The organism is Mesorhizobium amorphae (assembly GCF_014843845.1).
Lineage (GTDB): Bacteria > Pseudomonadota > Alphaproteobacteria > Rhizobiales > Rhizobiaceae > Mesorhizobium > Mesorhizobium amorphae_A.
On the sequence record NZ_JHQS01000113.1, the window covers coordinates 1 to 4,718 of the forward strand.

Below are 4,718 nucleotides of genomic sequence, written 5' to 3' on the forward strand. Positions count from 1 at the left end.
CAGCGAAACAACGTGGGCGGAACCGCGTTTCGTTCGACCATGAGGCAGCCAAGTTGCGAGTCATAACACCGTAGCCGACCTCCGAAGCCCGCTACTCCATGTGAGGCACGTCACCGCTGGTAAACGGCACCGTGCCTGGGCCGCAGTCACCGAGCGCAGGTCGGCGTCAAGGCTCCAGGCGATGATGCCTGCATGACTTGAAGCCGGAGCTTTGGCGGTGGGAATGGCCCGCTCATCGCTCCACTGGTCGGCCGGTCCAAACATAGAGCGCACCTCCTCGCCGCTCTCGAAAGCGGCCCCCACGATCAGCTTGGGCTTCTCTGACTTTGCAGAATATGGTCGGACTCAGCTCAACCTCTAGCATCAAAGACATCGCTCGCTATCTTCCCCATGCTCGAAGCAGAACCAATGCGATGCCTGCTTAGCGGGCGGGCGACGATAGTGCCTGAAGGCATGCATCCGTTGGCACACTGGGACGCGACGCGGGAATATGAGAGGTTGAAGGCAATTCCCTTTCGAAGGGCGAAAACCCGGATCATCCCGCCCCGACAGCGTCGCTGGGGTATAGGTGTAGCAGTTTGCTTTGATGATCTTATAATAGGTGGCTGTTGGCACCGCAATTGGACCCTCTGGTCCGGGGTCCTCCTTCGAGAGGCGCTCCACAGCTAGAGTTCTTCGAGGGAGAGTCATGACCAATCCGTCGCAACAGATCATGAGACTAGGATTTGGATTCGCGGTGTCACAAGCGCTGCGAGTCGTTGTCGAACTCGGCATCCCCGATCTCCTGGCTACAAGCGAGCAGTCGGTGGATGAGCTGGCGGCTGCCACTCAGTCAGATGCTGACGCGCTTTATCGAGTAATGCGACTTCTCGCGCCTGAAGGGGTCTTTAGGGAATTACTGCCCCGTCATTTCGAGTTGACGGAGGTGGGCGCGGTGCTGCGCTCCGATCGCCCGGGTCCCCGTGACTTTGTCCGTATGATCAACAGCGAGGCCTATCTTGCCTTCGAGCAGCTCCTGCATTCTGTCCGCACCGGAAAGCCAGCCTTCGACAAGGTGTTCGGGAGCCCAAGGTTTGATTGGCTGTCGGAACACCCGGAGCAGGCTGCCTTGTTTCAGCGTGCCATGGTCGCCCTGGGCCAAGGCAGCAACGAGGCCGTTGCCGATGCTTATGACTTCAAGCCATTCACGCGGATCGTCGACGTTGGCGGCGGACATGGCCAGCTTCTCTCGGCAATCCTGGTCCGCAACCCCCATTTGAACGGCGTGCTTTTCGATCTGCCTTCGGGCGTCGCGGCAGCGCGCCAGGGTGCCGGGGGCGACCTGCCGCGCACCGAATTTTTCGCCGGTGATTTCTTTGAGAGCGTTCCCACCGGTGACGTGTACGTCATCAAGAAGGTCATTCACGACTGGGAGGATGGGCGTGCTGCGGTGATCTTGCGAAATTGCCGCAAGGCAATGCTGCCGAATGGGAAGGTGCTTGTGGCCGAGGCGCTCGTGCCGCCGGGTGACGAACCGAACCAGATCAAGGGTATCGACGTGGTCATGCTCGCCATCACTGGCGGCCTTGAGAGAACGCAGGCCCAATATGCAAGGTTGTTCGACGCCGCTGGGCTACGCCTTGAACGAGTGATTCAGACCCGAGGACCCATTTCAATCCTTGAGGCGTCTGCGGCCTAGAAGGCGCGCGCCTGTCGGGGAAGGGTCAACAGTGGCAGGTCGCCCTTCGGACTCGAATCAACCAGGCCAGTCGAAATTCTGGGCAGCGCGGACCATAGCCGCAGTGGCGGGACTGAATTGTCTTCCCGGTACGCTAGCGAGGCAAATGGTTCGCGTCACAGAGGGCTCGATGAGCGGACGCTGCAGAAGCTCGGGCGACGTCACGGAGTATTCCGGCATGAATGCGAAGCCAATCTTGGCGAGGACCATCGATTGCACCCAATCTTCGCGCTCGGACCGAAAACGCGCGTAAAGGTTCACATTGGTCTGCCGGCAAACATTCATCACCATATCCCGCATTTCACAAGACAGACGATCGACATAGGGTTCGCCAGAGAGATCGCCCAGCCTGATGGCATCAGCTGCCGCGAGCCTATGGTCGGGAGGGAATATGACGACATAACGTTCCTTGTAAAGTTCATGAATACGAAAGAAATCGCCCAGGCCTTCGAGGGGATTGAGAACGGCCAGATCGAGTTCGCCGTTCGCCAGACGACTCTTCAGATCGCCGACTTTTGCTTCACTTACTTCAAGATCGACCCCGTGGAACTCCTTCTGGAATTTTGCGAGGAACCGTGACAGCCTCACATGGCCGATGGTTGACATGATGCCAAGTCTGATAGGCACCTGGTCCAGAAGTCTGAAATTGTCGGCTAGTGTCCGGGTGGCCTCTGCCTCCTGGATGATGTGCTGCAAATGAGGTAGGAGCGACCGTCCGAACTCGCTCAGGAGAACTCGTTTTCCTTCCCGGTAGAACAAGGGCGCGCCGAGTTCATTTTCAAGAGACTTTATGGCCTTGGTCAAGGCCGGCTGCGACACGTTGCATTCTGCGGCCGCTTTGGTGAAGTTCAAAGCCTCGATGGCCGCCAACACATATCGGACCTGAGACATTTCCACGATTGACCCCTCCCCGGGCAGCCCAGATGAAGATGATACCACGTCTGTCGATAACCGTCGGTTATGGATCGATAGAAAACAAATTGTTCCAATTGGCCGACAAGGCGATCAAATGTCCCTGTATGGTTGAAAAAGGAGGATGAGATGAGCGTCTACATGGTTGAAAGGGATCTCAAGGGGATCAGCATGGAAGCCCTAGGTGGTGCTCAGAAAGCAGCAATCAGCAAGGCGGCGGAGATGTCATCCGCCGGCACCGCGATCAAATACCTGCGCTCGACCTTTGCACCTGAAGACGGTCGCTGCATGTGCCTGTTTGATGCCAAGTCCGATGCTGATGTCAAACGTCTGAACGACGATGCGAGCCTGCCCTACAACAGGATCGTTCCAGCACTTGATCTGACGCCGTAAATGACATTCGACAAAGGCCCCGGAGAACGCTCCTGGGCCTTTGTCTTTGCGAAAATCACGTGGAAGCAGTTAGCGTCTCATGTGAATCGGCGCCCTAGTGGATTGATCGAGTGCGACGATCGGGCATGCGGCCACCCCACCGCAATGCCATCCTCGGGCGCGACAGCACGCCTGAGGAACTGGACTACATCGCCACGGGCAATTTTCCGCACACCACGAAACTTGGGATTCCGTCCAAGGACGCGTGATACCCATCCCCGCATCTGACCCCCACTTTTTTGGACCGCCAGCCACCCCGCACCGACGAATGCCGACCGGTCCCGACACTCGGGCTGGCACGGCAGGATCGCCGCCCAACATTCTGTCGCAGATTGACCCGCCCGGCGAGCCCTGGCTTTTTGCCGCTGGGTCGCTGATCTGGAACCTGCGCATCGAGGTAGCCGAGCGTCGCGCGGCCCATGCCCCGGGCTGGCGGCGGACGGCATGCCCCGGACTCGCACACTGAACGTCGTCGTGGGCGGCCCAGGCTTGCGGCCCCGCCGGTCCCTCACACGCCAATATGATAAGATATTGAAATCAATTAACAGTCCGTCCAATCCATCAGCAGCATCGTTCACGTTCTGAAGGTCGGATGCCGCTGGCAGAATTGTCCATCCGTCTATGGCCCACCGGCGACGATCTATAATCGCTTCCATCGCTGGTCGGGGTGCGGTCTGTGGCGACGTCTTTTTTGCGGCTCTTGTCGCGGACATGCAGATAACCGACAGCACAACAGCAAAGGAGCACCGGTCGGCGGCTGGGGGAAAAAGGGGGGCGCAAGCCCAGGCGATTGGGCGCTTGCGCGGGGGCAGGACAACGAAGGTCCACGCGTCGTAGACGGTCTCGGACGGGCGCTCGCATTCGAGATCACGCCGGGACATACGAGAGTACGCGTTGAAGGCCTACGGGGCCGTTGGTGTCCAGCCCCATCTCCCTAGGTGAAGTCCGAAAATTGTTCCGATCTTCTCGCGCACCTCAGGCAGCGTATCAGCGGCAGAAGATAGTGGATCGTCACGGGACGATCCACCCGCGCCAGGCATCGGCGGTGTAAAGCGGATAGCGGCTTTGCGGGCCGGAATAGGCGGTCGCGCTGGACCAGGAGCCCGTTGGGGCCGCGCATCGCGCAAATGTCGGCGCGAGACGTTCAACCACTTCTCGAAAACCTTCTGGCATCCATGCCGTCAAAAGCGCCTGCCGGCAGCGCGGAGCGGGCGATGCTTGTGGTGCTCTGTAGTGAGATCGAGGTCTGCGGGCGCGGGAAATGCGACAACATCGTTACCTCCCCCTGCAGGCCGAGGCTGAGGCCGTTAAGAGTTCAACCCACGGCGCCGGTGCTGGATCCCGGCCGCGGCAAGACCAAGACCGGGCAGCTCTGGGCCTACGCCCGTGATGACCGACCAAGGGACGGGAGTGACCCGCGGGCGTCGCCTATGTCTATGCGCCGGACCGAAAGGCGGAGCGGCCGATTGCCCATCTCGCCGGCTTCAGCGGAATCTGCAGGTCGACGGCTATGGCGGCTATCGCGTGCTCGCCGACAAGAGCGGTGCAACGCTCGCCTTCTGCTGGGCACACGTACGCCGGCGCTTCTACGAGCTCGCCGCAGCCGGTCCGGCGCCGATCGCCAGCGAAGCGCTCCGGCGCATCGCAGTGCTCTACC

At 59.9% G+C, this 4,718-nt stretch carries 4 protein-coding genes and 2 pseudogenes; 5 read left to right on the forward strand and 1 reads right to left on the reverse strand.

Going from position 1 to position 4,718, the window contains the following annotated elements; genetic code table 11:
- The first annotated feature begins 688 nt into the window (after window positions 1-688).
- Complete coding sequence (locus DH08_RS30310) at window positions 689-1,678, forward strand: methyltransferase (RefSeq protein ID WP_192182922.1); 990 nt, start codon at window positions 689-691, stop codon at window positions 1,676-1,678.
- Between the two features lie 57 nt (window positions 1,679-1,735).
- Here the strand turns inward: DH08_RS30310 and DH08_RS30315 are convergent, their stop codons facing one another.
- Window positions 1,736-2,608: a LysR family transcriptional regulator gene (locus tag DH08_RS30315; protein WP_246801064.1), complete on the reverse strand. Its 873-nt coding sequence runs from the start codon at window positions 2,606-2,608 to the stop codon at window positions 1,736-1,738.
- A 150-nt stretch (window positions 2,609-2,758) separates the two neighbouring features.
- Between DH08_RS30315 and DH08_RS30320 the strand changes: the two genes are divergently transcribed.
- From DH08_RS30320 to DH08_RS30340, 4 genes and pseudogenes are all read left to right on the forward strand, one after another.
- Window positions 2,759-3,022: a DUF4242 domain-containing protein gene (locus DH08_RS30320; protein WP_192182924.1), complete on the forward strand. Its 264-nt coding sequence runs from the start codon at window positions 2,759-2,761 to the stop codon at window positions 3,020-3,022.
- 125 nt (window positions 3,023-3,147) lie between these two features.
- Window positions 3,148-3,270 carry a DUF924 family protein gene (locus DH08_RS30325; RefSeq protein WP_192182925.1) on the forward strand — a complete coding sequence of 41 codons (123 nt, stop codon included), beginning with the start codon at window positions 3,148-3,150 and terminating at the stop codon, window positions 3,268-3,270.
- 351 nt (window positions 3,271-3,621) lie between these two features.
- Window positions 3,622-3,892: pseudogene (locus tag DH08_RS37535) on the forward strand (transposase); the annotation flags it as partial.
- Window positions 3,893-4,377: 485 nt separating this feature from the next.
- Window positions 4,378-4,718 (forward strand): annotated as a pseudogene (locus DH08_RS30340) (IS66 family transposase); the annotation flags it as partial.

Excerpts from the sequence above, each read along its gene's own strand:
- DH08_RS30310 (WP_192182922.1), top strand. The coding sequence starts at position 689 with ATGACCAATCCGTCGCAACAGATCATGAGACTAGGATTTGGATTCGCG.
- DH08_RS30325 (WP_192182925.1), top strand. The coding sequence starts at position 3,148 with ATGCGGCCACCCCACCGCAATGCCATCCTCGGGCGCGACAGCACGCCT.
- DH08_RS30320 (WP_192182924.1), top strand. The coding sequence starts at position 2,759 with ATGAGCGTCTACATGGTTGAAAGGGATCTCAAGGGGATCAGCATGGAA.
- DH08_RS30315 (WP_246801064.1), bottom strand. The coding sequence starts at position 2,608 with ATGTCTCAGGTCCGATATGTGTTGGCGGCCATCGAGGCTTTGAACTTC.